At 70.6% G+C, this 23,447-nt stretch carries 25 protein-coding genes and 1 riboswitch; of the genes, 13 read left to right on the top strand and 12 right to left on the bottom strand.

The features are described 5' to 3' along the window. Positions 1-125: 125 nt before the first annotated feature. Both arfB and ACIRPU_RS20760 read left to right on the top strand, forming a co-directional pair. On the top strand, positions 126-563 hold the full coding sequence (gene arfB, locus ACIRPU_RS20765; RefSeq protein WP_355706051.1) for an alternative ribosome rescue aminoacyl-tRNA hydrolase ArfB: 438 nt from the start codon (positions 126-128) through the stop codon (positions 561-563). 126 nt (positions 564-689) lie between these two features. Continuing rightward, entirely contained in the window at positions 690-1,562 is an 873-nt protein-coding gene (locus ACIRPU_RS20760; RefSeq protein WP_403869204.1) for a sigma-70 family RNA polymerase sigma factor, read from the top strand. Between the two features lie 36 nt (positions 1,563-1,598). Here the strand turns inward: ACIRPU_RS20760 and ACIRPU_RS20755 are convergent, their stop codons facing one another. Together ACIRPU_RS20755 and ACIRPU_RS20750 are read right to left on the bottom strand one after the other, a co-directional pair. Further along, positions 1,599-2,075: a GNAT family N-acetyltransferase gene (locus ACIRPU_RS20755; RefSeq protein ID WP_403869201.1), complete on the bottom strand. Its 477-nt coding sequence runs from the start codon at positions 2,073-2,075 to the stop codon at positions 1,599-1,601. A 50-nt stretch (positions 2,076-2,125) separates the two neighbouring features. Continuing rightward, a complete protein-coding gene (locus ACIRPU_RS20750) occupies positions 2,126-2,716 on the bottom strand; it encodes a flavin reductase family protein (protein ID WP_403869198.1) in 591 nt (196 codons plus the stop codon). 365 nt (positions 2,717-3,081) lie between these two features. Between ACIRPU_RS20750 and cdgB the strand changes: the two genes are divergently transcribed. Together cdgB and ACIRPU_RS20740 are read left to right on the top strand one after the other, a co-directional pair. Next, positions 3,082-4,749, top strand: a complete 1,668-nt coding sequence (gene cdgB / locus ACIRPU_RS20745; protein WP_403869195.1) for a diguanylate cyclase CdgB — start codon at positions 3,082-3,084, stop codon at positions 4,747-4,749. 156 nt (positions 4,750-4,905) lie between these two features. Then, positions 4,906-5,856: a carbohydrate-binding protein gene (locus tag ACIRPU_RS20740; protein ID WP_403869192.1), complete on the top strand. Its 951-nt coding sequence runs from the start codon at positions 4,906-4,908 to the stop codon at positions 5,854-5,856. A gap of 18 nt (positions 5,857-5,874) precedes the next feature. On the opposite strand, the gene ACIRPU_RS20735 is transcribed toward ACIRPU_RS20740, so the two are convergent. The 3 genes from ACIRPU_RS20735 to ACIRPU_RS20725 all read right to left on the bottom strand — a co-directional run bounded on the left by ACIRPU_RS20735 (position 5,875) and on the right by ACIRPU_RS20725 (position 9,115). Continuing rightward, on the bottom strand, positions 5,875-6,804 hold the full coding sequence (locus ACIRPU_RS20735) for a 1-phosphofructokinase family hexose kinase (RefSeq protein WP_403869189.1): 930 nt from the start codon (positions 6,802-6,804) through the stop codon (positions 5,875-5,877). Between the two features lie 146 nt (positions 6,805-6,950). Beyond that, on the bottom strand, positions 6,951-8,174 hold the full coding sequence (gene nagA / locus ACIRPU_RS20730) for an N-acetylglucosamine-6-phosphate deacetylase (protein ID WP_403869186.1): 1,224 nt from the start codon (positions 8,172-8,174) through the stop codon (positions 6,951-6,953). Then, positions 8,174-9,115, bottom strand: a complete 942-nt coding sequence (locus tag ACIRPU_RS20725; protein WP_403869184.1) for an ROK family protein — start codon at positions 9,113-9,115, stop codon at positions 8,174-8,176. Before ACIRPU_RS20725 ends, nagA begins: the two co-directional genes overlap by 1 nt. A gap of 165 nt (positions 9,116-9,280) precedes the next feature. Here ACIRPU_RS20725 and ACIRPU_RS20720 point away from each other — a divergent pair, with 165 nt between their 5' ends. From ACIRPU_RS20720 to otsB, 3 genes are all read left to right on the top strand, one after another. Then, entirely contained in the window at positions 9,281-10,570 is a 1,290-nt protein-coding gene (locus tag ACIRPU_RS20720; RefSeq protein WP_403869181.1) for an ABC transporter substrate-binding protein, read from the top strand. 201 nt (positions 10,571-10,771) lie between these two features. Then, positions 10,772-11,020, top strand: coding sequence for a DUF3263 domain-containing protein (locus tag ACIRPU_RS20715; RefSeq protein WP_355706042.1), 249 nt, complete (start codon positions 10,772-10,774; stop codon positions 11,018-11,020). A 27-nt stretch (positions 11,021-11,047) separates the two neighbouring features. Beyond that, entirely contained in the window at positions 11,048-11,935 is an 888-nt protein-coding gene (gene otsB / locus ACIRPU_RS20710) for a trehalose-phosphatase (RefSeq protein WP_403869178.1), read from the top strand. Here the strand turns inward: otsB and ACIRPU_RS20705 are convergent. After that, positions 11,923-13,335: a trehalose-6-phosphate synthase gene (locus tag ACIRPU_RS20705; RefSeq protein WP_403869175.1), complete on the bottom strand. Its 1,413-nt coding sequence runs from the start codon at positions 13,333-13,335 to the stop codon at positions 11,923-11,925. The genes otsB and ACIRPU_RS20705 overlap by 13 nt on opposite strands. A gap of 116 nt (positions 13,336-13,451) precedes the next feature. After that, positions 13,452-14,396: a glucosyl-3-phosphoglycerate synthase gene (locus ACIRPU_RS20700; RefSeq protein WP_355706039.1), complete on the bottom strand. Its 945-nt coding sequence runs from the start codon at positions 14,394-14,396 to the stop codon at positions 13,452-13,454. 169 nt (positions 14,397-14,565) lie between these two features. Then, a riboswitch (SAM riboswitch) is annotated at positions 14,566-14,731 on the top strand. 15 nt (positions 14,732-14,746) lie between these two features. Between ACIRPU_RS20700 and thrC the strand changes: the two genes are divergently transcribed. The 4 genes from thrC to groL all read left to right on the top strand — a co-directional run bounded on the left by thrC (position 14,747) and on the right by groL (position 19,100). Beyond that, entirely contained in the window at positions 14,747-16,063 is a 1,317-nt protein-coding gene (gene thrC, locus ACIRPU_RS20695; RefSeq protein WP_403869172.1) for a threonine synthase, read from the top strand. Between the two features lie 134 nt (positions 16,064-16,197). Further along, the gene (locus ACIRPU_RS20690) at positions 16,198-16,473 is read left to right on the top strand and encodes a ubiquitin-like small modifier protein 1 (RefSeq protein WP_171397997.1); all 276 of its coding nucleotides are present in this window, start codon (positions 16,198-16,200) and stop codon (positions 16,471-16,473) included. A 453-nt stretch (positions 16,474-16,926) separates the two neighbouring features. Beyond that, on the top strand, positions 16,927-17,133 hold the full coding sequence (locus tag ACIRPU_RS20685) for a cold-shock protein (RefSeq protein WP_062645468.1): 207 nt from the start codon (positions 16,927-16,929) through the stop codon (positions 17,131-17,133). A 344-nt stretch (positions 17,134-17,477) separates the two neighbouring features. Beyond that, on the top strand, positions 17,478-19,100 hold the full coding sequence (groL, locus tag ACIRPU_RS20680) for a chaperonin GroEL (protein WP_171397996.1): 1,623 nt from the start codon (positions 17,478-17,480) through the stop codon (positions 19,098-19,100). 79 nt (positions 19,101-19,179) lie between these two features. Here groL and ACIRPU_RS20675 read toward each other — a convergent pair whose 3' ends face one another. The 4 genes from ACIRPU_RS20675 to ACIRPU_RS20660 all read right to left on the bottom strand — a co-directional run bounded on the left by ACIRPU_RS20675 (position 19,180) and on the right by ACIRPU_RS20660 (position 22,067). Next, positions 19,180-19,860 (bottom strand): Uma2 family endonuclease, encoded by a 681-nt coding sequence (locus ACIRPU_RS20675; protein ID WP_403869167.1) that lies wholly within the window; start codon positions 19,858-19,860, stop codon positions 19,180-19,182. 58 nt (positions 19,861-19,918) lie between these two features. Then, positions 19,919-20,764, bottom strand: a complete 846-nt coding sequence (locus ACIRPU_RS20670; RefSeq protein ID WP_403869506.1) for a hypothetical protein — start codon at positions 20,762-20,764, stop codon at positions 19,919-19,921. Between the two features lie 288 nt (positions 20,765-21,052). Further along, the gene (locus ACIRPU_RS20665; RefSeq protein WP_403869164.1) at positions 21,053-21,244 is read right to left on the bottom strand and encodes a DUF397 domain-containing protein; all 192 of its coding nucleotides are present in this window, start codon (positions 21,242-21,244) and stop codon (positions 21,053-21,055) included. Continuing rightward, positions 21,225-22,067 (bottom strand): helix-turn-helix domain-containing protein, encoded by an 843-nt coding sequence (locus ACIRPU_RS20660; protein ID WP_403869160.1) that lies wholly within the window; start codon positions 22,065-22,067, stop codon positions 21,225-21,227. The genes ACIRPU_RS20665 and ACIRPU_RS20660 overlap by 20 nt, the downstream gene beginning before the upstream one ends. Positions 22,068-22,182: 115 nt before the next feature. On the opposite strand from ACIRPU_RS20660, the gene ACIRPU_RS20655 reads away from it, so the two are divergent. Together ACIRPU_RS20655 and ACIRPU_RS20650 are read left to right on the top strand one after the other, a co-directional pair. Continuing rightward, a complete protein-coding gene (locus tag ACIRPU_RS20655) occupies positions 22,183-22,416 on the top strand; it encodes a hypothetical protein (protein WP_403869157.1) in 234 nt (77 codons plus the stop codon). Next, positions 22,413-22,640: a hypothetical protein gene (locus tag ACIRPU_RS20650; protein ID WP_403869154.1), complete on the top strand. Its 228-nt coding sequence runs from the start codon at positions 22,413-22,415 to the stop codon at positions 22,638-22,640. The genes ACIRPU_RS20655 and ACIRPU_RS20650 overlap by 4 nt, the downstream gene beginning before the upstream one ends. On the opposite strand, the gene ACIRPU_RS20645 is transcribed toward ACIRPU_RS20650, so the two are convergent. Further along, positions 22,625-23,305, bottom strand: a complete 681-nt coding sequence (locus ACIRPU_RS20645; RefSeq protein ID WP_403869151.1) for a class I SAM-dependent methyltransferase — start codon at positions 23,303-23,305, stop codon at positions 22,625-22,627. The genes ACIRPU_RS20650 and ACIRPU_RS20645 overlap by 16 nt on opposite strands. Between the last annotated feature and the right edge of the window lie 142 nt (positions 23,306-23,447).

Here is a 23,447-nt window from a genome sequence, read left to right as displayed (position 1 = left end):
GCAGCGAAGGGTGCTCAAGGTTCCCCGCCACTCCGCGTTTCTTTACTTTCTTTACCAAGGAGGCTTCCGGCGGGTTTCGGAGACCGGGGATATTCGCGTGACGTGGGGGCGCCGCGAGCGGGAACATGGTCGGCATGTCTGGTCCCTATGTCGTCCGCGGCTCCGTCTCGCTTCCCGAGGCCGAGCTCATGTGGCGTTTCTCGCGGTCTTCGGGGCCGGGCGGGCAGCACGTCAACACCAGCGACTCGCAGGTGGAGCTCCGCTTCGACCTCGCGCGCACCGAGGCGCTGCCCGAGGTGTGGAAGGCGCGGGCGCTCGAGCGGTTGGCCGGTCGGCTGGTCGACGGCGTCGTCGCCGTCCGCGCCTCCGAGCACCGCTCCCAGTGGCGCAACCGTGAGACGGCCGCCGTACGCCTCGCCGCCCTTCTCGCCGAGGCCACCGCCCCGCCGCCCAAGCAGCGTCGGCCGACCCGGATCCCGCGCGGGATCAACGAGCGTCGGCTGCGGGAGAAGAAGCAGCGCTCGCAGACGAAGCGGGGCCGGGACGGGCGGGACTGGGGCTGACCGGGCGGGATCGCTCCTGACTGGTACTGATCGAATTTCCCGGCACCTTGCGTGCGCGTGTCACATCTCGGGTGCGCCATCCGTCAGCTACATGACAGTCAACCGCGAGCAGGGATGTGACGAACGATGGCAACAGGCGACGACGACTTCCTCGCCGAGCGCTTCGAGGCGCACCGCAGCCGCCTGCGTGCCGTCGCGCACCGCATGCTCGGGTCCGCCGCCGAGGCCGACGACGCCGTGCAGGAGGCGTGGGTACGGCTCAGCCGGAGCGGTGGCGGGAGCGCGGGCAGGGAGATCGACAACCTGGCGGGCTGGCTGACGACGGTCGTCGGCCGGGTCTGCCTGGACATGCTGCGTTCGCGCCGCTCCCGGGCCGAGGAGCCGCTGGAGCACTGGACGCCGACCTCGTCGGCCGCGTCCTCCGAGGCGGCCGATCCGGCGCAGGACGCGCTGCTCGCCGACTCCGTGGGCGTCGCGCTCCTCGTCGTCCTGGACACCCTCACCCCCGGCGAGCGGCTGGCGTTCGTGCTGCACGACCTGTTCGGCGTGCCCTACGAGGAGGTCGCGAGCATCGTCGACCGGACCCCGGAAGCCGCCCGGCAGCTCGCCAGCCGGGCCCGGCGCCGGGTGCGGGGCGCCCAGGAGCCGGACGTCGATCTCGTCCGGCAGCGCAAGGTCGTCGACGCCTTCCTGGCCGCCGCCCGGGACGGGGACTTCGACGGGCTGCTCGCCGTGCTGGACCCGGATGTCGTGGCCCGCTCCGAGGCCGGCGTGGTCACGGGCGCGGCGGCGGTCGCGTCGGGCGCGTCCAGCTTCGCCTTCGTCGGCGCCGTGGCCCGGCCCGCCCTCATCGACGGCGCGACCGGACTGGCGGTGCTGTTCGACGACCGGGTGGAGCGGACGATCAGCTTCACGTTCGTGCGCGGCGGCCGGATCGCCGTGATCGACGTCGTGGCCGACCTCGGCCGCATCTCCGAACTGGACGTGGCCCTGCTCTAGTCGTGGAAGGCGGGGCGCCGGGGCCGGAGGCGGTGGTCAGTCCAGTGAGAGGACGCCGACCGTCTCCCCCTCGCTGGTCTCCCCGTTCTTCCGGAAGCCCAGCTTGAGATAGAAGTCCTCGGGACCGTTCTCGCCCTCGTGCCAGGTCACGTACAGCTCCTCGGTGCCCCGGCGGCGCAGTTCCGCGGCGACGGACTCCACCGCGAACCGGCCGTAGCCGCGGCCCTGTTCGCCGGCGGCGATGTTCAGCCGCCACAGTCCGGAGCGGACCGGGCCGCCGTCGCCGCGTCCGTTCCAGTCGATGTCGAGAAAGGCCATCAGAAACCCGACGGGCCGGTCGCCGTCCATGATCAGGCGTGGCCAGGCGACCCCCGCGGGATGAACGTGGGCCTCCGCGAGCGACTGCATCACCGGAGAGACCGCGAATTCCTGCTCGGGGCGGACCCGAATGCCGGTCGCGGCTTCGAAGTTCGAGGGAGTGATCTTCTCGAGACGGGGTCCGGGAGTCGTCATACGGGCACCCTAGGCGGACCACTCGTCGGGCGGCCACGGCATTTCCGGCGTCACCCCAACTGCCGGTAACGGCCCCGGAAATGCACCAACGGACCGTCGTCCGCGCTCGGCGCCGACGCGGTGAGCACGCGGCCGATCACCAGGGTGTGGTCGCCGGCCGCGACCCGCTGCTCGGTGCGGCACTCCAGGGTCGCCAGGGCGCCGCCGAGCAGGGGCGCGCCGGCGACCTCGCCGCGGGTGCAGGGGAGGTCCTCGAAGAGCAGCCGGTCGCTGATGCGGCCCTTCATGGCGAAGCGGCCGGCGATGTGCCGCTGGTTCTCGGACAGCACCGATACCGCCCACAGGGGCTGCTCGTCGAGCAGGTCGTCCATCCGGGAGCCCGTGCGCAGACCGACCAGGACCAGTGGTGGGTCCAGGGAGACCGACATGAACGCCGTCGCGGTCATGCCGACGTCCTCACCGTCCGGCGCCCCGGGGTCGTCCGGGTCGAGGGACGGTTCCCGGGCGGTCACCAGGACCACGCCGTCGGCGAGCCGGGACATGGCGGCGCGGAACTCGTCGTTGCTCACCCCCTCAGCATGCCTGGAGAGGGTGTCGGACACGGTCTTGAGCGCAGCAGGCTCGAGTACGTCTGGGGGCATGTCCGAAACGCTAGTGTCCGCGCGGTGCGCGCCGCATCGGTCCTCCGCCCGAGTAGGGTCGTAGGACCGTGGACCGATTTCTTCCGGCTCCCTTTCCGGTGCCCGTCCGGGCCTGTTCGTGTCTGTCCGTGTTCAGGAAACACACAGGAAAACGCGGAAACTCCACTCAAATGTTCATCTTCATCTGTGACTTGAGTCACAAGAAGCATTAATTGTTGACCCTGTGTACCGAGTGGGCAGCGCGCTGTGATTCAGTGGCGGAGGCGTCACAAGGAGACACACACCGACAACACAGCACCAGAAACGACGTTACGCCGAAGACAACCCTTGATTCGCTGCGAAGTCTCGGGGGGAGGGCGAAACACATGGAGACCGAGTCGGAGCCGTACGTCCGCCTTGCGTCCCTGCGACAGCTGCACCAGGTCATGGCCGACATGAACACGGCCCGCAGCCTGGCCGACACCTTGCAGACCGTCGCCGACGGCGTGGTCACGGCACTCGGGTACGAGCTGGCGTGCGTCAACCTCGTGCGCCCGGACGGCGATCTCGTGGTCGCCGCGTTCGCCGGTAATTCGGCCGCCGAGGCCCTCATCACCGGCCGGGTCGGCTCGCGCGACTCATGGGACCGGCGCCTCGCCATGGGGGAGACCTGGGGCGACCTGATCTTCATACCCCACACCGAGGGCTGGGTCCTCGACGACGACGACGTGCCCCAGTGGTACACCGACGGACCCGCCCCCCGCTTCGAGGACGAGTGGCATCCCTCGGACCGCCTCTTCGCCCCCATGTACATGCCCGCCGCCCCCGGCAGCGGGGGCACCTGCGGTGAGCTGATAGGCGTCCTGTCCGTGGACCGGCCGCGCAACGGCCGACGGCCCGGCGCGTGGGGGCGCGAAGCCCTCCAGATGTACGCCTTCCAGGCCGCCATCGCGGTTAGCAACGCGCGTCTACGTGCGAATATGCAGCGGGCACTGGTCCGGCTCGAACGCGAGCAGCAGGCCCTGCGCGCCAGTGAGGAAAGCTTCCGGCAGGCCTTCGAGTACGCCCCCTCCGGCATGGCGATAGCCGAGATGGGCGGCGACCAGCACGGGCGGATACTCCGGACCAACGACGCCCTGTGCCGCCTGCTGGGCCGCCCCGCCTCCGCGATGCGCCGCTACTCCTTCTCCGACCTCGTCCACCCCGAGGACATAGGCACCCTGCTCCGCACCTCCGCCGAGGGCGGGCGCGCCGAACTCCGCCTCGGCCGCCGGGACGGCACCTACGTCTGGGTCAGCCTGCGCAACTCCGTCGTCGCCGACGCGGCCGACGGGCCCCGCTTCCTCCTCACCCACGTCGAGGACATAGAGGACCGCAAGCGCCGCGAGCTCCAGCTCGCCCACCGCGCCTCGCACGACTCCCTCACCGGACTGCCGAACTCCGCCGAACTGCGCTCGCGGCTCTCCGCCCGGCTCTGTCAGCGCCCGCAGTCCACCCTCCCCGCCGCCGTCGACGCCATGGACACGGCCTACGGCCACGCCGCCTTCGACGCCAACGGGCACGGCTTCGACTACCGGCCCGCCGGCGCCGAGTCCTTCGACGGCTACGACCACCATGTGCACACCGCCGCGCCCGAGGAGGGCCGCGACGACGGCACCAAGGGGCTCGCGGTCCTCTTCTGCGACCTCGACGGCTTCAAGTCGATCAACGACCGGTTCGGCCACAACGCCGGCGACGCGGTCCTCATCGAGGTCGCCCGCCGCCTCTCCCGCCAGGTCCGCGACGGCGACACGGTCGCCCGGCTCGGCGGCGACGAGTTCGTGATCCTCGCCGACGGCCTCGGCCGTGCCGACGCGGCCGACCTGGCCGTACGGCTGCGCAACGAGATCATCCAGCCGATCCGCGCCGAGGGCCGGGCCGTGCGGGTGGGCGCGAGCTTCGGCATCGGCTGGGCACATTGCGGGATGACCGCGGACGAAGTGCTGAAGTCCGCCGACGAACGCATGTACGTCGAGAAACGATCTCGTCCCAAACAGCACCGGCGTGCGGGATGATCACCAGGTCAGCGAGCTGATGTGATCAGAGTCACCTGTGTGGGCCATCCGGTGGGGGTGCCACCGTCCGAGTGAATTCGAGGATGGGGGAGGGTAGGCTCGCCAGTCTGACCGCACCATCGCATCCGACCCGCACTTGCTGAGGAGTACCAAGGGATGACGTCCGGCACTAACGGCGCGAGTACGCCCGAGGACGACGACCCGTTCGGCTACCTCTACGCCGACGGCCAGGCCAACGGCGCGCAGCCGCCCTCCGGCGGTGGCTACGGCTACCCCAACTCGGTCAGCAGAGTGCGCGCGGTCGGCGAGCGCAAGTACGGGCAGCAGCAGACCGCGCAGTACGGGCAGCCGCCGACGGTTCCTCAGCAGGGCGCGTACGGCCAGCCGAACGCGCACTACTCGGCGCCCGAGAGCTTCGGCGCGGGCGGCGGGCCCTCCACCGGCCGGCAGCCCGTGCAGGGCGGCGGCGGGCGGGGCCGCGGCCCCAACACCAAGGGCCTGCTGATCGGCGCGGTCGCGGTGGTCGCCGCGGTCGTGATCGGCATCGTGGTCGCCATGGCCAACGGCGACGACGGCTCCGACGACAACAAGGCGAGCGACCAGGTGTCGTCCTCCGCCTCCGCCTCCGCGAGCGCCTCGCCCAGCGAGTCGGCCGACGACGGCGGGAACGAGGCCGAGCTGCCGAAGGCCGACGCGAAGGCGCTGAACCTCGGCGGCAGCGCCGCGCTGGCCTCGGACGTGCAGGGCGCGCAGGCGGCCGGTGGCGTCTACGTCGGCAACCTCAACCAGGTCGGCAACTCCGTCACCTGGACGGTCAACGGCATCCCGTCGGACGGCACGTACACCGTCTTCGCGCACTACAGCGCGGCCGGTGAGGACCAGTCGATGACCCTCACCGTCAACGGCAAGACCTTCGGCAGCAAGCTCAACCTGGGCAACTTCGCCCACGCCAAGGACGGCGACTTCGCCAAGGGTTGGACGAAGACCTACTCCTGGCCCACGCTGACCAAGGGCACCAACACGATCTCGGTCTCCTGCCAGGACGGCGACAAGTGCAACGTCCTGCTCGACCAGCTGTACCTGAAGGCCGGTCAGGTCAAGGACTGACCCGGCTGCCCCCGGGGTTCAGGCCGCGGTGACCTCCGGGATCACCGTGAGCCGCCCCAGCAGCTCCTCGTAGGCGGAGTGGTCGAACTCGCCTGCCACCGGGGCCAGTACGGTCGCCGCGGACAGGGCGAGGGCTCGGGCCAGGCGCTCCGGCCACGGCAGACGGTCGACCAGGCCGGAGAGCAGCCCGGCGGCCAGGGAGTCGCCGGCACCCGTCGGGTTGCCGTGGATCCGGGCGGGCGGGACCGCGCGCCAGCGGCCCTCCGGGGTCGCCGCGACCAGCCCCTCCACGCCCAGCGAGGCCACGACGGCGTGCGCGCCGCGCCGCCGGGCGTCCTGGGTGGCCCGCAACGGCTCGTGCGAGCCGGTGAGTTCGGCCAGTTCGGTGGCGTTCGGCTTGACGATGTCCGGGCGGGCGGCGACCCCCCGGCGAAGCGGTTCCCCGCTCGTGTCCAGCAGGACCGGGACGCCCGCGGCCCGTGCCGTGCGCACCAGGACCGCGTACGCGCCCACCGGCACGCCCGGCGGCAGGCTGCCGCACAGGGCCACCGCGTCGGCGCCGGCGAGCAGCCCCTCGTACGCCTCCTGGAAGGCGGACCACTCGGCCGGCGCGATCACCGGGCCGGGTTCGTTCAGCTGGGTCGCGTCGCCGGTGCGGGCGTCGACGACGGCGACCGTGCGGCGGGTGGTCCCGGCGACCGGCACGAGCGCGTCCACGATCCCGGTCGCGGCGGTGAGGCGTTCCTGGACGACGCGGCCGGTGGGGCCGCCCACGAAGCCGGTCACCGTCACCTGGTGGCCGAGCGCCGCCAGCACCCGGGCGACGTTCAGCCCCTTGCCGCCGGGCCGTTCCCGCACGTCGGTCACCCGGTGCGTGGCGTGCGGCCGCAGCGCGGGCACGCGATAGGTGAGGTCGAGAGCGGTGTTCAGGGTGACGGTGAGGATCACCTGGCCCGACCTCCCCTGATGGCGTGTCCGCATGTCCGCATGAACGGTTCCGGAACTCTTCCGGTCTTCGGAGGCCTGATCATGCCAAAGAGACGGCGACCGGCCCAGAGCGCGGGTCGGCCACCGTCCCTGTGCGGGGGGACGTTTCAGGCCAGTTGGGGATCCACCACCCAATCCCCCTTGCGCATCACGCCCTTCAGTTCGAAGTTCTCGTCCAGCAGGACCAGGTCGGCGTCCTTGCCCGGCTCCAGCGAGCCCACCCGGTCGTCGACGCCCAGCAGCCGGGCCGGGTTGGCGGACAGCGCGGCGACCACGTCCTCGACGGACAGCCTGTCGATCGTCACCGCCCGCTGGAAGGCGCGGTCCTGGGTGAGGGTGGAGCCCGCGATCGAGCCGCCCTCCACCAGCCGGGCCACGCCCTCGCTGACCTCGACCTCCAGCGGGCCGAGCAGATAGCGGCCGTCGCCGATGCCGGCCGCGTCCATCGCGTCCGTGATGAACGCCACCCGGCCCGGACCCGCGTGACGGAACGCCAGCTCCAGGGCGGCCGGGTGCAGGTGGGTGCCGTCGTTGATGAGCTCGACCGTCACCCGCTCGTCCTCCAGGAGCGCGGCGATCGGGCCGGGGGAGCGGTGGCCGAGCGGCGGCATCGCGTTGAAGAGGTGCGTGGCGACGGTGGCTCCGGCCTCGATGGCCTGCACCGTCTGCTCGTACGTCGCGTCCGTGTGACCGACGGCGGCGATCACGCCGTGCTCGGCGAGCAGCCGTACGGAGTCCAGGCCGCCGGGGAGTTCCGTCGCCAGGGTGACCATCCGGGCCTGGCCGCGCGCGGCGTCGATCAGCTTGCGCACCGCCGCCGGGTCGGGGTCGCGCAGCAGCGCCTCGGAGTGCGCGCCCTTGCGGCACGGCGAGATGAAGGGGCCCTCGAAGTGGATGCCGGCCAGGTCGCCCTGCTCGGCCAGCTCGCTCAGCAGGCCGGCCTGCCGGATCAGGATGTCCATGTCGTCGGTGACGGTCGAGGCGACGAGGGTGGTGGTGCCGTGCAGCCGGTGGGTGTGGATGGCCTGCTGGACGTCCTCGGCCGGGCCGGAGAAGGAGGCTCCGCCGCCGCCGTGGTTGTGCAGGTCGATGAAGCCGGGGACCAGCCAGTGGCCGGTCACGTCGATCACCGTCGCGGTTCCCTGCGGGGTCCCGTGCGGGGCTTCGGCGGCGATCTTCGTGCCGTCGATCGTGACGCGGCCGTCCGGGACCGTGCCCGTGGGCAGTACCACCCTGGCGCCGGTGAGTACCTGCCTCCGTGCGCCGGTTGCGGGCTGCGGGCGCGCTGCGGCTTGTCGCGCAGTTCCCCGCGCCCCTGAGGGGGTGGCCATCAGGTTGCTACCTCCATACCGTCGGTTGTGTCGAGGAGATCCCAGGCCAGTAGGCCCGCACCCAGGCAACCCGCGCTGTCGCCCAGGGCCGCCGGGACTATCTCGGGCAGCTTCTGGAAGGTCACCCGGTGGCGGACCGCGTCCCGTAGTGGTGTGAACAAGGTTTCCCCCGCCTCCGCGAGGCCGCCACCGATGACGAGCGTGCGGGGGTCGAGCAGGGTGAGGGCGGTGACCAGGCCGTCGGCGAGCGCGTCCACGGCCGTCTGCCAGATCCGGACGGCGTTCGGGTCGCCGGACATGACGGCCTTCGCGCAGTCCGCGGCGTCCGCCTCCGGGTCTCCGCAGGCCGCCGCCCAGGCCTCGCTGACCGCCGCCGCCGACGAGAAGCGCTCCAGACAGCCGTGCTGTCCGCACGGACACGGGATTCCGCCGGGCCGTACGACGATGTGGCCGATCTCGCCCGCGAAGCCGTGGGCGCCGGCCTCGACCCGGCCGTCGACGCCGATCGCGCCCGCGATGCCGGTGCCCAGCGCCACGAACAGGAACCGGTCCGCGCCCCGGCCCGCACCGATCCGGCCCTCGGCGAGGCCACCGGTGCGCACGTCGTGTCCGAGGGCCACGGGGGCGCCGAGGCGGTCGGCGAGCAGGGCCCGCAGGGGTACGTCCCGCCAGCCCAGGTTGGCCGCGTAGGCGGCGACGCCGTTCGCCTCGTCGACGATGCCGGGCACGGCGACGCCCGCCGCGGCCGCGGGTTCGCCGAACTGCCGGGCGCCGTGTCCGCGCAGCTCGGCGGCGAAGTCGAGGATGCCGGCGACGACCGCGTCGGGTCCGCGCTCGCGGCCGGTGGGCCGGCGGGCCCGGTGCAGCAGTGCGCCGTCCGCGCCGACCAGTGCGGCCTTCATCCCGGTGCCGCCCACGTCGAGGGCGATGACATGTCTCACGGGGACAGTGTGGACCGAGGAACGGCAAGAGGTCTAGTCCACTCACGTCTCTTGGGGGTACCGTGCCGCCGCGGAGGCCCGAAAGAGGTCTAGTCCACAGGGGTGGTGTAGACCTTAATCCGGATAACGGTCCATTGGTATGATCAATCAATTGGGAGCATCACGGTGCAGCGGCGGGCACGGAAGTCAGGAACGATCACGGGAACGGTCGCGGGGGTGTCCGCCCTCGGCATGGCCGCGGTCCTCACCGGCTGCGGACTGACCGGAGACTCCGACGACGTCACGCTGAGACTCGTCGCCGCCGACTACGGCGACAGCAGCGCCAACAGCTCGAAGAAGTACTGGGACAAGCTCGTCGAGGCGTACGAGAAGGACCACCCCGGCGTCACCGTCGACGTGACCGTCTACTCCTGGAACGACGTGGACGCCAAGGTCAAGGCGATGGTCGACGCGGGCAAGGCCCCCGACATGGCCCAGATAGGCGCCTACGCCGACTACGCGGCCGCCGACCGGCTCTACCGGGTGAGCGATGTGCTCTCCATCCCCGTCGAGGCCGACTTCGTCTCCCAGCTCGCCAACGCGGGCGAGGTGCGCGGGGTGCAGTACGGCATGCCGTTCGCCTCCTCCACGCGGCTGCTGTTCTACAACAAGACCCTCTTCGCGAAGGCCGGCCTGACCCCGCCCACCACCTGGGCCGAGCTCGCCGAGGACGCGAAGGCGCTCAAGGACGAGGGCGTGAAGTACCCGTACGCGCTCCCCCTCGGGCCCGAGGAGGCGCAGGCCGAGACCCTGCAGTGGCTGCTCAGCGGCGGGGGCGGCTACACCCAGACCGTCAGCGCCTACAGCATCGACTCCACCGAGAACGTCGAGACCTTCGACTGGCTGAAGGACGACCTGGTCGGCAAGGGCCTCACCGGGCCGGTCGCCCCGGACAAGCTGAACCGGGCCGCCGCGTTCACCGCGTTCGCCGCCGGCGACGTGGGCATGCTCAACGGGCACCCCTCGCTGATGAAGGCGGCCGAGAGCAAGGGCGTGAAGTTCGGCATGGTGCCGATGCCCGGCGTCGCCGGCCCGACCAAGGTCTCCATGGGCGTCGCCGACTGGATGACCGCCTTCAAGCAGAACGGGCACGCCGAGCAGGTCGGCGACTTCCTCGACTACGTCTACAGCGAGAAGAACGTGCTGGACTTCTCCCGCGAGTACGACCTGTTGCCGGTCACCAACTCGGCCTCCCAGGTCATGAGCGCGGCCAAGGAGGACGCCGACCTCAAGCCGTTCCTCGACCAGCTCGCGCTCTCCGAGACCTACCCCGTCGGACGGACCTCCTGGGCGAAGGTCAGCGCGGAGATCAAGAAGCGGATCGGCCAGGCCGTGACCGCGAACGGCAGCCCGGCCGACGTGCTGGGCGGGCTCCAGACCACGGCCGCGACGCTGGACGTCGGCTCCGACGGCTGACCGGGGCCACCGGGTGGCCCGCTGAGCCGGGCTGCTGAGCCGGTTCCGCTGGGCCGGGTGCTGGGCCGGGCTGCTCAGCCGAGACGCTGAACCGGGCCGCTCAGCGGGCCGGCTGAACCGGGCCGCTGAACCGGGCCGCTGAACCGGCCCGCTGAGCCGGGTCGCTGAGCCGCTGTCGGTGGCGGGCGCTACCGTGCGGGCATGGAGCGGCGAACGGAAGCGGACGAGCTGGGGGCGGGGGAGCGGGACATCCTCGCCCTGGAGCGGCGCGGGTTCTCCGGCCCCGGCGCGAAGGAACGGGCGATACGCGAGGAACTGGACCTGTCCCCGGTCCGCTACTACCAACTCCTCAACGCCCTCCTGGACGACCCGCGCGCCCTGGCCCACGACCCGGTCACGGTGAACAGACTGCGCAGAGTGCGGGAGGCCAGGCGGGGGGAGCGTCAGTAGCCGGCGCGCGTTGGCTATCGTCGCCGTATGGGCACCCACGAGACGCACTCCACGGAACCCGAGCCCCTCTCTCTCCCCGTTCCGGTCACCCGGGCGGGCCGCGCCGCACTCGACGCGATCGTCGGCCGGCCCTCCACCACCCTCGTCGCGCTCGACTTCGACGGCACTCTCGCCCCGATCGTCGAGAACCCGGAGGACGCCCGGGCGCACCCCGACGCCGTCCCCGCGCTCACGGCCCTCGCGCCGAAGGTCGCCGCCGTGGCCGTCATCACGGGCCGGCCCGCCGAGGTCGCCGTACGGCACGGCGGGTTCGCCGGGGCCGAGGGACTGGAGCACCTCTCCGTCCTCGGCCACTACGGCGCCGAACGCTGGGACGCCCGCACCGGCGCCCTCAGCGCCCCCGCCCCGCACCCCGGAGTGGCCGCCGTCCGCGCCGAACTCCCGCGGGTCCTGGCCGCCGCCGGGGACCGGTCGGGTGTCTCGGTCACCGGGGTCTCGGTCGAGGAGAAGGGCGGCCGGGCCGTCGCCGTCCACACCCGCCGCGCCGCCGACCCCCGGGCCGCCTTCGAAGCCCTGCGGGCCCCGCTCACCGACCTGGCCACCCGGCACGGCCTGATCGTCGAACCCGGCCGGATGGTCCTGGAGCTGCGCCCGCCGGGCATGGACAAGGGCGTCGCCCTGCTGGAGCACATCCGCGAGACCGGCGCGCGGTCCGTCCTCTACGCCGGTGACGACCTCGGCGACCTGCCCGCCTTCGCCGCCGTCGAGAAGCTCCGCTCGGACGGCTTCCCCGGACTGCTGGTGTGCAGCGGCAGCACCGAGGTCGGCGAACTGGCCGAGCGCGCGGACCTCGTCGTCGATGGCCCCGCCGGCGTCGTACGGCTGCTGCGGGAGCTGGCCGCTCAGCTCGGCTGAATCTCCCGCAGGGCGTTCAGCTGGTCCAGGAACCACTGGGCCGGGGGAAGCGCGGTCGCCGCCGCGGACAGCCGCTTCGTGCGCTCGGCCCGCTCCTCCGGCTTCATGGTCAGCCCCTCGTGCAGGGCGCGGGCGGTCTCCAGGACGTCGTACGGGTTCACCGTGATCGCGTCCTCGCCCAGTTCCCAGTAGGCCCCGGCCTCCCGGGACAGGACCAGCGCGCAGCCCTCGTCGGAGACGACCGGGACCTCCTTGGCGACCAGGTTCATGCCGTCGCGGATCGGGTTCACCAGGGCCACGTCGGCCAGTCGGTAGGCGGCCAGGGAGCGGGCGAAGTCGTCCTTGAGGTTCAGCAGGACCGGGGTCCAGCCGGGCGTGCCGTACCGGTCGTTGATCTCCTCGGCCAGGCGCCGCACCTCGGCCGTGTAGTCGCGGTAGACGGCGAGGTCCTGGCGGGAGGGGTAGGCGAAGGCCACGTGGACGACCTGTTCGCGCCACTCCGGGTGGTCGTCGAGCAGCTGCCGGTAGGCCAGGAGCCCGCGCACGATGTTCTTGGACAGCTCGGTGCGGTCGACGCGGACGATCGTCTTGCGGCCCTCGCCGATCTCCGCCCGGAGGGCCGCCATCCGCTCGTCGACGTCCGGCCGGTGCGAGCGCTCCCGCAGGAAGTCCGCGTCCGCGCCGAGCCCGTGCACGCCGATCCGCGTCCTGCCGGGGCCGCCGACGAACTCCGTACAGCACGCGGTGAACGCGTCCGCCCAGCGCCGGGTGAGGAAGCCCAGACGGTCCGCGCCGAGCATGCCGTGCAGCAACTGCTCGCGGATGTCCCCCGGCAGCAGCGCGAAGTAGTCCACCGGCGCCCACGGCGTGTGCGAGAAGTGGCCGATGCGCAGGTCGGGGCGCAGCTCGCGCAGCATCCCCGGCACCAGACACAGGTGGTAGTCCTGGACGAGGACGGCCGCGCCGTCCGCCGCCTCCTCGGCCAGCGCCTCGGCGAACGCCCGGTTGTACGTCTCGTACGACGCCCACTGGCGGCGGAACTCCGCGTCGAAGGCGGGCTCCAGCGGCGTCTGGTAGAGCAGGTGGTGGATGAACCAGAGGACCGAGTTCGCGATGCCGTTGTAGGCGTCCGCGTGCACGTCGGCCGGGACGGCCAGCATGCGCACGCCCTCCTCGCCGACCCCGCGCCGGACCGCCTCCCGGTCGCCGTCGGTGAGCGCCGAGCACACCCACAGGGCGCCCGCGTCGGGCCCGATGGCCGACAGGCCGGAGACCAGCCCGCCGCCGCCGCGTTTCGCGTGCAGCGAGCCGTCCTCGCGCACCTCGTAGGAGACGGGGCCGCGGTTGGACGCGACCAGCACCTCGGCGGCCGGAGCGGCAGTGTCGTGCGTGGAAGCCATACGCCCAACCTAGCCCGGTCGGGAAACGCTCAAACGTACGGTCGCGCTGTGTGGACGGGCCGTGTCCGGCCGTGTCGCCGCTGTCGGCGGCATGCCGTATACGGCCCGTCCTGCGGTCACGCGACCTTGCGGGTCGCGTACTCCGCGATCTCCGCCATCGGCGGCCTTTCCTCGGTGTCCACGGAGTAGGTGCGCGGCTCGAAGCCGTCCGTGCTCCGTTCGAACTGGGTGAGGGACGGGCGGATCAGATGCCCGCGGGCCAGCCGGAGCTGGGCGGTGCGGTAGATGGCCGCCGCCATCCGGCCCAGCGCCTGGCCGTCCTGGTGACGGTGCTTGCGCACGCCGATGTCGACCTGGGCCAGGGCGTCGAGGCCCACCAGGTGCAGGGCGTCGACCAGCATGCCCAGTTCCACGCCGTAGCCGACGGGGAACGGCAGCTGCTCCAGCAGACTGCGGCGGGCCGCGTACTCCCCGCCGAGCGGCTGCACGAACCCGGCCAGCTGCGGCCAGTGCATGTTGAGCAGCGGGCGGGCCATGAGCTCGGTGACCCTCCCGCCCTGGCCGGCCGCGCCGCCCAGCGGACGGTCGTACATGCCCTTGACCAGGTCCACCCCGGGGTCGGTGAGCAGCGGGCCGACGATCCCCGAGACGAAGTCGGAGGAGAACTCCCTCAGATCGGCGTCGATGAAGCAGACGATGTCCCCGGTGGTGACCAGCAGGGAGCGCCACAGGACCTCGCCCTTGCCGGGCACGGCCGGTATGCGCGGCAGGATGTCGTCCCGGTGGACGACCCGCGCGCCGGCCGCCGCGGCCACCTCGGACGTACGGTCGGTCGATCCCGAGTCGACGACCACGATCTCGTCGACGAGCGGGACCTGGTGCATGAGGTCGTGACGGATGATCGCGACGATGTCGCCGACCGTCTCCTCCTCGTTCAGCGCGGGAAGGACGACGGACACCGACTGGTTCGTGGCGCGTTTCGCGGCCATGATCCTGTGGAGCGGACGATCGGTCACGGCCCAGGAGCGGGTGGCCAGCCAGCGCTCAGTTTCTTGAAGCACAGTCTGCGGCTCCTCACTGTCGTGATCACACCGGGTGCACAGGAGGTGACCGTGTGATCCATCTCGCGGTTCGGACGACTATCTCAACTGTCCTGGCCTTCGGTTACAGTCTTGAACAACGCGGATGACCATCGCATGTCCGAGGTCGCCCCCGTCCACAACTTCATACCGCTCATCCAGAGGGGCAGAGGGATACGGCCCGATGAAGCCCCGGCAACCCTCCAGCCGGTCTCGTGACGCTCACCGCTCCATGCGGTGATCGCTCCGCGAGGCTCCCGGCTCGGGAAGGTGCCAAATCCGTCTCACGGCGAAATGCGTCGTGAGGAAGATGAGGAAGGGCCTCGCCTCACATGGCTGCGCAGACTGTTGCAAGCACGACTGTTGCAAGCACCACCGACTCTACGACGTCCTCTGCCGTCGACCTCGGTCCGGCCGCGGCGTTGAACTGCCGCGAGTGCGGTCACCGCGTGCCCCTCGGCCCGGTCTTCGCCTGCGAAGAGTGTTTCGGCCCGCTCGAGATCGCGTATGACTTCTCCTCCTACGACACGGAGGAGCTCCGCAAGCGCATCGAGGCGGGACCCGCGAACATCTGGCGCTACGCGCCGCTGCTGCCCGTCCCGGCGGACGTGGCCGACAAGCCCAACATCAACCCCGGTTGGACCAAGCTCGTCCAGGCCGACAACCTCGCCCGCGAGCTGGGCGTCGACGCCGGCAAGCTCTTCGTCAAGGACGACTCCGGCAACCCGACGCACTCCTTCAAGGACCGCGTCGTCGCCCAGGCCATCGAGGCCGCCCGCGCGTTCGGCTTCACCACGCTCTCCTGCTCCTCCACGGGCAACCTGGCCGGTGCCGTCGGCGCCGCCGCCGCCCGGGCGGGCTTCCGGTCCTGTGTGTTCATCCCGCACGACCTGGAGCAGGGCAAGGTCGTCATGGCCGCGATCTACGGCGGCGAACTCGTCGGCATCGAGGGCAACTACGACGACGTCAACCGCTTCTGCTCCGAGCTCATCGGCGACTCGGCGGGCGAGGGCTGGGGCTTCGTCAACGTCAACCTGCGGCCGTACTACGCCGAGGGTTCCAAGACGCTGGCGTACGAGATCTGCGAGCAGCTCGGCTGGCGGCTGCCGGACCAGCTGGTCGTGCCGATCGCCTCCGGCTCGCAGCTGACGAAGATCGACAAGGGCCTCCAGGAGCTGATCAAGCTCGGGCTGGTCGAGGACAGGCCGTACAAGATCTTCGGCGCGCAGGCCGAGGGCTGCTCCCCGGTGTCCGTCGCCTACAAGGCCGGGCACGACGTGGTCCGCCCCCAGAAGCCGAACACCATCGCCAAGTCGCTGGCCATCGGCAACCCGGCTGACGGTCCGTACGTCCTCGACATCGCGCGGCGCACCGGTGGCGCGGTGGAGGACGTGAACGACGAGCAGATCGTCGACGCGATCAAGCTGCTGGCGCGGACCGAGGGGATCTTCGCGGAGACCGCCGGTGGGGTGACGGTGGGTGTGACGCGCAAGCTGATCGAGAACGGTCTTCTCGACCCGACCGGGACGACCGTCGTCCTCAATACGGGTGACGGACTGAAGACCCTGGACGCGGTGGCCGGCACCGGGCTGACCGCGACCATCCGTCCGAACCTCGACTCCTTCCGCGAGGCCGGCCTCGCGTCATGAGCGGGGCGCTCCGCTGTAAGACCGTATGTGTGCTGCGGGCCGGTGTGGGCCGGTCGCGCCCACGCGGCGGCAGCCGCACGATCCGCACGGCCCCGCGCCCCTGAGGCCGTCTACCCGACCGGAGATCACCAGACATGAGCGTCAACGTCCGCATCCCCACCATCCTGCGCACCTACACGGGCGGGCAGGCCGAGGTGAAGGCCGAGGGGGCGACCCTCGGTGAGGTCATCGCCGACCTGGAGAAGAACCACACCGGTATCGCCGCCCGGGTCCTGGACGACCAGGGCAAGCTGCGCCGGTTCGTCAACGTGTACGTGAACGACGACGACGTCCGCTTCGAGCAGGGTCTGGAGACGGCCACCCCGGACGGCGCCGGCGTCTCCATCATCCCGGCCGTGGCCGGCGGCTGACCGACGGTCAGTACCCACTGGTAGTAACCGTCGGTAACATCGATTACCGAGCGTTCATCGAATTGCCCTCTCCGCGATAGAAGCGGAGGGGGCAATTCAGTGTGGTTGAGCGCGGTACAGTTGGGGAAGCCGGTCCGGATCACCGGATCCGGAGCCTTTGATTTCTGCCCCGCGCCCGACAAGAAGCAGCCAATGTGTGCGCCTCTTTCGTGGCTTTTGCGGCTTATGTAGGGCCCGACTTGCCCTCAATTCAGGCGAATTCTCGCCACATTACGGATCCCGCCCGTCCGGAATTCTCGTCCAAGTGACCTGTTGCAGAGGGCAGTTGGACAGATACATTCGGCCGCGGTCGACGCGTTCCGGCGCACGCCCCCAAGCCAACCGGGGGGTGAGGTCTGACCCGGATCCGCGAAGTGTGGGTCCGTGCAAGGGCCAGTAATAGGGGAGTTAGGCATGGCTCAGGGCACCGTCAAATGGTTCAACGCGGAGAAGGGGTACGGCTTCATCGCGGTCGACGGTGGTGCGGATGTTTTCGTCCACTACAGCGCGATTCAGATGGACGGCTACCGCACCCTGGAAGAGGGGCAGCGGGTCGATTTCGAGATCTCGGCTGGCCAGAAGGGGCCGCAGGCGGACATGGTCCGGCTCGCGACCGGCTGAAGCACGCGCCGACTGAAAGCGTCGTTCTTCTGTACAACTGACGAAGGGCTCGCACCCCCACGGGGGGCGAGCCCTTCGGTCTGTCCGGGGACGTCCGCGAGGCGTCGGCGAGACGTCCGCGAGGGGTGTCCGCAAGGGTGCCGGTCCGGCGGAGGCGCTTGCACTCTCATGGGTCGAGTGCTAATCATTGCGTTAGCACTCTGAAGGTGAGAGTGACAACGAGGACCGGGTCGGTGAGGCCCGCAGGCCAGGTGGGGCAAGGAACCACGAGGCCGGCGAGCCGTCCGTCGCGGGCGCCAGCGCGGTCCGGAGCAATCCACCCCAGTCCGGGAGGACCACTTCACATGGCCAAGATCATCGCGTTCGACGAGGAGGCACGGCGCGGCCTCGAGCGCGGCATGAACCAGCTCGCGGACGCCGTGAAGGTGACGCTCGGCCCCAAGGGCCGCAACGTCGTCCTCGAGAAGAAGTGGGGCGCACCCACGATCACCAACGATGGTGTTTCCATCGCCAAGGAGATCGAGCTCGAGGACCCGTACGAGAAGATCGGCGCAGAGCTGGTCAAGGAAGTCGCCAAGAAGACGGACGACGTCGCCGGTGACGGTACGACCACCGCGACCGTCCTCGCCCAGGCCCTGGTCAAGGAAGGCCTGCGCAACGTAGCCGCCGGCGCCAACCCGATGGCCCTCAAGCGCGGTATCGAGAAGGCCGTCGAGGCCGTCTCCGGTGCCCTGCTCGAGCAGGCCAAGGATGTCGAGACCAAGGAGCAGATCGCTTCCACGGCCTCCATCTCCGCCGCCGACACCCAGATCGGCGAGCTCATCGCCGAGGCGATGGACAAGGTCGGCAAGGAAGGCGTCATCACCGTCGAGGAGTCCCAGACCTTCGGTCTGGAGCTGGAGCTCACCGAGGGTATGCGCTTCGACAAGGGCTACATCTCGGCGTACTTCGCCACCGACATGGAGCGTATGGAGGCCGTCCTCGACGACCCGTACATCCTGATCGCGAACTCCAAGATCGCCAACGTCAAGGACCTGCTCCCGCTCCTCGAGAAGGTCATGCAGGGCGGCAAGCCGCTGCTGATCATCGCCGAGGACGTCGAGGGCGAGGCGCTGTCGACGCTGGTCGTCAACAAGATCCGCGGCACCTTCAAGTCCGTCGCGGTCAAGGCCCCGGGATTCGGCGACCGCCGCAAGGCGATGCTGAACGACATCGCCATCCTCACCGGTGGCGAGGTCATCTCCGAGGAGGTCGGTCTCAAGCTCGAGAACACCTCCATCGACCTCCTGGGCAAGGCCCGCAAGGTCGTCATCACCAAGGACGAGACCACCATCGTCGACGGTGCCGGCTCCTCGGACCAGGTCGCGGGTCGGGTCAACCAGATCCGCGCCGAGATCGAGAACAGCGACTCGGACTACGACCGCGAGAAGCTGCAGGAGCGCCTGGCGAAGCTCGCCGGCGGTGTCGCGGTCATCAAGGCCGGCGCCGCCACCGAGGTGGAGCTCAAGGAGCGCAAGCACCGCATCGAGGACGCCGTTCGCAACGCGAAGGCCGCCGTCGAGGAGGGCATCGTCGCCGGTGGTGGCGTTGCGCTCATCCAGGCGTCCGCCGTCTTCGAGAAGCTGGAGCTCGAGGGTGACGAGGCGACCGGCGCCAACGCCGTGCGCATCGCGCTCGAGGCCCCGCTGAAGCAGATCGCCGTCAACGGTGGTCTCGAGGGTGGCGTCGTCGTCGAGAAGGTCCGCAACCTGCCCATCGGTCACGGCCTCAACGCCGCGACCGGCGAGTACGTCGACATGATCGCCGAGGGCATCATCGACCCGGCGAAGGTCACGCGCTCCGCGCTGCAGAACGCGGCCTCCATCGCCGCGCTGTTCCTCACCACCGAGGCCGTCATCGCCGACAAGCCGGAGAAGGCGTCCGCGCCGGCCGGCGGCGGCATGCCGGGCGGCGACATGGACTTCTGATCGACCTCACGGTTGATCGCCTGTCCTACGGACCGAGGGCGGCACTTCCCCGAAACGGGGGGTGCCGCCCTCGGGCGTTTCAGTCGGCGAACTGCTTGAGCTGCTCGGTGTCGAGGGTGATACCGACAGGAGCCGGAAGCGGCACGGTGGCACCCCAGGAGTAGGACACGGACTGCTGGTAGCGGCCGTCCTTGGGCTCGCTGAACACGACGACCGTGTTGTTGTCGCGGTCGACGAGGAGGTAGACGGGAATGGCCGCTCCGGCGTAGCCGACGGGCTTGTCGATACGGTCGCGCTGGTCGGTGTCGCGATCGTGGGAGGTGATCTCCACAGCCATCAGCGTGCCGTCCGGGGCGGACCACTCCCCGTCTTCGACGAAGTGGTTCACCGGCGCGAGGAAACCGTCCGTGCGGGCGCGACCCTTTCGGTATGTCTCGGCTTTGACGCCGCGCTCGGGTGCGAGGTCCAGATCGGGGCGTTGGTGCATGCACTGGCGCAGCAGCCACATGAAGATCGACGTGTGCTTGCCGTCCGGCATCGCCTTGACTACTACCTTTCCGTTCACGTACTCGAGCCGCACGGTCTCAGGCGCGGACGCAGCAAGCTCCTCGAACTCCTCGACGTCGAGCGGCCCGTGGCGGATGCACAGCCTCCCGCCGAGAAACTCCAGCCGGTCACGAAGCTCCCTCGGAGCTCTCTCGACGAGTTCTTCGAAGTCCTCCACGGACATCTGAGGGCGTTCTTCGATGTCAGGGGTCATGGCGTCGCCTCCTTCCCTCCATCGTGCCCGGGGTGGCGTCGTCGGACCGTAGGAGCCGTCATACGGGTGTCCTGTCCTGTCGTTTCACTGACATGGCAGCCCGGATCTCCCCCGCGCGGGCGTGGATCGCGGGGGCGGGCAGGAGTGCGGCGGGGCGTGTGGGCGTGTGCTCGCCCCGGCAGCCGCGGCACACGCCCCCTGGCAGGGCCTCCGGGTGTCCCGGGACTCCGCACTCCGCGCACTCCAGACGACGGCGGGGCGGGCGCGGGGCCGGTGGCGGCGGAGGCGGGACCTTGTCCGTCAGGCGGCGGTGGAGCAGGGCGGCGGGGCTGTGGACCGGGGTCGGCAGACCGGCGGTGAGGGCGGTGCGGAGCGTCTCCTCCGTGGCCCCGCGCGCGAACCACTCCTCCACCAGCGGGGCGAGTCGCGCGCAGTCGGCGGCGGAGAGGGACAGGGCGGGGGCCGTGCGGCCGAGGGCGGCCAGGAGGACGTGGGCGCGGGAACGGGTGGGACGGGTGCCTTCAGGGGCAGGCCCCGGGTCCGGGTCCGGTGGTTCTCCGGGGGCGTCACCCCGCGTGAACCTCGCCCACCAGCCGTCGTCGCGTGCGGTACGGGTGAACCACGTTCGGGTGATCCAGCGGTACTCGCCGGAGGTCGATTCCACGCGTTCCCGGCCCCGCCTCAAGTGCCCCGCCTGCTGGATGCGGTTGAGGGCGGTCCGCAGGGCGCACTGGCCGTACGGCGTCGTCTTGGCCAGCGTCTTCACGGAGATGTCCGTGCCGTCGGGCAGCCGGTCGAGGTACGCGGCGATCGCCGCCTCACGGGGCGGGAGGTGCGTGAAGTCGTGACGGGTGCGGGCGAGTTGGCCCGGCGCGGTCCGTTTGCCGTAACCCGGATTGGCCATCGGGTGCGGGGATGCGTGCGCGGACTGGGGGTCAGTACTAAGCTTGGCGTCAGCCACGGATCGAGCCTCGTTCGATCTTGTAGGTCAAGCCCCCGCAGGTGTTGGTAGCACCTGGCGGGGGCTGTTTCGTTATGCGCACGCTAGAACGTGGTGACCTTCCGTGGCAAGTCGGTCGCTCCGCGTCAACTTGCCGGGTGGGAGGGTGGGTTGAGGCCCTCCACCCGTTCCCTGGAAAGAGGGCTCGACGCTGGACGCTTGAGCCTCGGGACGGTCGCGAAGGACGACGGATCAGTCGTTCTTGAGGTTCTCCACGAACGCGGACCACGCCTCGGCCCGGAACGCGAGCCTCGGGCCGAGGGGGGTTTTGGAGTCCCGGACGGGGACGAGGGGGGAGCGACCGGTGGCGACTTCGAGGCAGTCGCCGTTGTCGGCACCGCTGTAGCTCGACTTGTACCAGGACTCACGGCTGTGTCGCGTCATGTGTCCAATCCTCTGCCACGGATCCCAGCAGGGCCAGGGAATCCTGTGGAGAGAGTGCGCTGGCCCTGATCAGGTCGAACGTCAGCTCATGGCGGGCGACAGTTGCCGGGTCGTCCATCAGGCGTCCCACGTCGATGCCTTCGACGTATGAGAGCGGAGGCGCGTCGGGGAAGTACATGAGCTTGATGCCGCTTACCTGAGATCCGATGGCGCCTGCACTGAACGGGAGCACCTGCATGATGATCCGCCGTCGCTGGGCGAGGTTCGCCACGTGTTGGAGGGCCTGTGCCATGACGGCCGTTCCACCGACAGGGCGGCGCAGGGCGGCTTCGTCGAGGACCGCCCACAACAACGGGGTTGTTGGATCGTCGAGAAGGCGGGTTCGGGCCATTCGCATGGCTACCAGTTCGTCGATTCTCGCGTCTGGCTCTGTAGGCCAGTAGGCGCGGAACAGGGCCTCCGCGTAGCCAGGCGTTTGCAACAGCCCGGGAAGCAGGGTGGGTGTGAACTGCCTGATCGACGAAGCGAGTTCCTCTGCTTCCACTGCCTGGGTGAAGTGGTGTGCGTACTTGGAGTTCGTGGAGGCCATGCAGTTGCGCCGGAAGAAGCCGTTGGTGCCCAGGGTTTCGTCGATCTTGACGGCGTACTCCAGGAGCATCCGTCGCGTCCCCGCCTCCAGTTGCCCGATGAACGAGCCGCTGACGAACAGCAGCTCGCCCAGGTTCGCCTGACTCAGCCCCTTCTTCTCGCGGGCGTGCCGCAACTCCGCACCCAGTAGTGCTCGGGGGGACGATGACGGATCGAGGTCCTTCGGTCCTGGCATGGCGACTCCCTGTCACACAGGTGGGTTTGTTGGGACGCCGTATCTGGCCAGGTTAGAAGCCGGGCGGCCACGCTGTGTGGTGAACGGGAACACTCAGCGTGGAGGGATTGGCGCAATGGAGATGCCCAGAACATCGGCGGGGGACCGGCCCGCCCGGACGGTCCAGGAGGCCGTGGAGCAGTTGCGGGAGGCTTTGCGCGAGGTGGGGATCATCCTGCCGTCGCTGCGGATCGACCCCGTCTCGGGCGCGCACGGCGACCCGTACGCCCTGGTGGATCTGGGCCGCTGCAACCTCGGCGTGGCCTCGCGACTGGCGGCGGCGCTGCGCGGGGCGGGGGGTGACGCGTGAGCGGGGCGTACGTCAGGGACGTCGGGAGCGGGCGGATCGGGGAGGTCATGGAGCGGCTGGCGGATCGGGTGGTGCTGCGGCCGGTGGGGGGCGGGCGGGAGTGGGACTGTCCGCCGGCGGACGTGGGGGAGGTGGCGCCTGCCGAGGTGTTGCGGGAGCGGGTGCGCAGGCTGAACAGAGACACCCGCTCCCGTGGGGCGGCCGTCGGTCAGGAAGCGGTGTAGTACGAGGCGATGGCGGGCTGGCCCGTGTAGTTGGGGCCGGCGGTCGGATCGGCGCCCAGGTAGTGGAACGGGAGGCGGACGGTCCGGCCGCCTCGGAGGATGAGGCGGTGGTGCCGGGAGTCGTACGCGTAGCCCGCCGCGCGCAAGGCCGACACCACCGGCTTCGCGGCGGACGAGCCGTCGGCGTGGCGTATCGACTCCGGGTCGAGGTGCGCGGCCAGCAGGCCGTCCTCGGTCAGCCAGGACGCGGCGCGGGTGAGCAGGCCGAGCTGGTCGCCGACGTAGTGCAGGCCGTGGACGCAGGTGATCAGGTCGTAGGTCCGGGCCGGGGTCCAGGAGGAGACGGAGGCAACCACCTCCTCCATGGAGGCCGGGGTGGGCAGCGGGGCGAGCGGGCCCACCAGGTCGACGGCGGTGAGGACCGCCCCGGCGGGCAGGGCGGACGCGGCCTCGCGCAGGGCGCGGCCCTCGCCGCTGCACAGGTCAAGCCAGGAGGGGGCGGGACGGTGCGCGAGGTGGGCCAGGAGGTCGACGCCCAGTTCACGGGCGTAGCTGTTGACGCCGGTGAGGCCGCGCTCGCGGTTCATGGTGTTGTTGGCGACCACGGAGGACCGTTCCAGCTCGGGGGAGGAGAGCAGGGAGGGGAGCGGCGGGGGCTTCGGCATGGCGTCATTCTCGTGGCCGGGACGGGTGGCCGGGACGCGCGGCCCGAGTGCGTGGTCGGGATCACAGTGGCTGTCTCCCGGGGCTCGGAATGGCTCGGAGGGCCGGGGGGTTTCAGTGGGAGAGATACTCAATGCATGTGCA

The organism is Streptomyces sp. NPDC102259 (assembly GCF_044766465.1).
GTDB lineage: Bacteria > Actinomycetota > Actinomycetes > Streptomycetales > Streptomycetaceae > Streptomyces.
Note: the sequence above shows the minus strand (reverse complement) of the source record. Positions and strands in the feature narration are given on the sequence as shown.

Bases quoted from the DNA above. Each gene is read 5' to 3' on its own strand.
- ACIRPU_RS20675 (WP_403869167.1), bottom strand. From the start codon at position 19,860: ATGACCCCTGACATCGAAGAACGCCCTCAGATGTCCGTGGAGGACTTC.
- ACIRPU_RS20690 (WP_171397997.1), top strand. From the start codon at position 16,198: ATGAGCGTCAACGTCCGCATCCCCACCATCCTGCGCACCTACACGGGC.
- ACIRPU_RS20670 (WP_403869506.1), bottom strand. From the start codon at position 20,764: ATGGCCAATCCGGGTTACGGCAAACGGACCGCGCCGGGCCAACTCGCC.
- ACIRPU_RS20755 (WP_403869201.1), bottom strand. From the start codon at position 2,075: ATGACGACTCCCGGACCCCGTCTCGAGAAGATCACTCCCTCGAACTTC.
- ACIRPU_RS20760 (WP_403869204.1), top strand. From the start codon at position 690: ATGGCAACAGGCGACGACGACTTCCTCGCCGAGCGCTTCGAGGCGCAC.
- ACIRPU_RS20645 (WP_403869151.1), bottom strand. From the start codon at position 23,305: ATGCCGAAGCCCCCGCCGCTCCCCTCCCTGCTCTCCTCCCCCGAGCTG.
- ACIRPU_RS20750 (WP_403869198.1), bottom strand. From the start codon at position 2,716: ATGCCCCCAGACGTACTCGAGCCTGCTGCGCTCAAGACCGTGTCCGAC.
- ACIRPU_RS20685 (WP_062645468.1), top strand. From the start codon at position 16,927: ATGGCTCAGGGCACCGTCAAATGGTTCAACGCGGAGAAGGGGTACGGC.
- ACIRPU_RS20665 (WP_403869164.1), bottom strand. From the start codon at position 21,244: ATGACGCGACACAGCCGTGAGTCCTGGTACAAGTCGAGCTACAGCGGT.
- ACIRPU_RS20705 (WP_403869175.1), bottom strand. From the start codon at position 13,335: ATGGCTTCCACGCACGACACTGCCGCTCCGGCCGCCGAGGTGCTGGTC.
- ACIRPU_RS20740 (WP_403869192.1), top strand. From the start codon at position 4,906: ATGACGTCCGGCACTAACGGCGCGAGTACGCCCGAGGACGACGACCCG.
- thrC (WP_403869172.1), top strand. From the start codon at position 14,747: ATGGCTGCGCAGACTGTTGCAAGCACGACTGTTGCAAGCACCACCGAC.
- otsB (WP_403869178.1), top strand. From the start codon at position 11,048: ATGGGCACCCACGAGACGCACTCCACGGAACCCGAGCCCCTCTCTCTC.
- arfB (WP_355706051.1), top strand. From the start codon at position 126: ATGGTCGGCATGTCTGGTCCCTATGTCGTCCGCGGCTCCGTCTCGCTT.
- cdgB (WP_403869195.1), top strand. From the start codon at position 3,082: ATGGAGACCGAGTCGGAGCCGTACGTCCGCCTTGCGTCCCTGCGACAG.
- groL (WP_171397996.1), top strand. From the start codon at position 17,478: ATGGCCAAGATCATCGCGTTCGACGAGGAGGCACGGCGCGGCCTCGAG.
- ACIRPU_RS20655 (WP_403869157.1), top strand. From the start codon at position 22,183: ATGGAGATGCCCAGAACATCGGCGGGGGACCGGCCCGCCCGGACGGTC.
- ACIRPU_RS20660 (WP_403869160.1), bottom strand. From the start codon at position 22,067: ATGCCAGGACCGAAGGACCTCGATCCGTCATCGTCCCCCCGAGCACTA.
- ACIRPU_RS20715 (WP_355706042.1), top strand. From the start codon at position 10,772: ATGGAGCGGCGAACGGAAGCGGACGAGCTGGGGGCGGGGGAGCGGGAC.
- nagA (WP_403869186.1), bottom strand. From the start codon at position 8,174: ATGGCCACCCCCTCAGGGGCGCGGGGAACTGCGCGACAAGCCGCAGCG.